The sequence below is a fragment of the Gordonia asplenii genome (assembly GCF_012933505.1).
GTDB classification, from domain to species: domain Bacteria; phylum Actinomycetota; class Actinomycetes; order Mycobacteriales; family Mycobacteriaceae; genus Gordonia; species Gordonia asplenii.
On the sequence record NZ_JABBNB010000098.1, the window covers coordinates 1 to 647 of the forward strand.

The 647-nt window shown below is 64.6% G+C and carries 1 protein-coding gene; it reads left to right on the plus strand.

The window, feature by feature from the left end:
* On the plus strand, window positions 1–647 hold a 647-nt coding region (locus HH308_RS29355; RefSeq protein ID WP_170197829.1), incomplete at both ends, for an AMP-binding protein.

The following is a 647-nucleotide window of genomic DNA, read 5'->3' on the forward strand; positions in this document are numbered from 1 at the left end:
TGGTGGTGGATGTCGCGGTGGCGCCGGTGGCCGATGTCGAGCGGCGTTCGCGGCTGTTGCCTGGGCATCCGGCGTATACGTTGTTTACTTCGGGGTCGACGGGGCGGCCGAAGGGGGTGACCGTCTCGCATGCTGCGGTGGTGAACCGGCTGCTGTGGATGCGTGACGATTATGCGTTGGGTGCTGATGAGGTGTTTTTGCAGAAGACGCCGGTGACGTTCGATGTGTCGGTGTGGGAGTTGTTTTTGCCGTTTGTGGTGGGTGCACGGTTGGTGGTGGCGGAGGCTGGGCGTCATGGTGACGCCGGTTATCTGGCGGATGTGATTGTGCGGGAGTCGGTGTCGGTGGTGCATTTCGTGCCGTCGATGCTGTCGGCATTCATCGACGCCGTCGGCGAGCGCTTGGGCGCGCTCGAGAGTCTGCGATGGGTGTTCGCGTCGGGTGAGGCGCTGCCGGCCGGGCCATCGGCCGCGTTGTTGTCGGCGTTGGACACAACGCACCTGGTGAATCTCTACGGTCCGACCGAGGCCGCCGTCGACGTGACCGCGTATGAGGTGTGCGGTGGTGAGTCGATCGTTCCGATCGGTCGAGCCGTGGCGAATACGACGACGCGGGTGTTGGATGAGCGGTTGCGTCCGGTGCCGGTC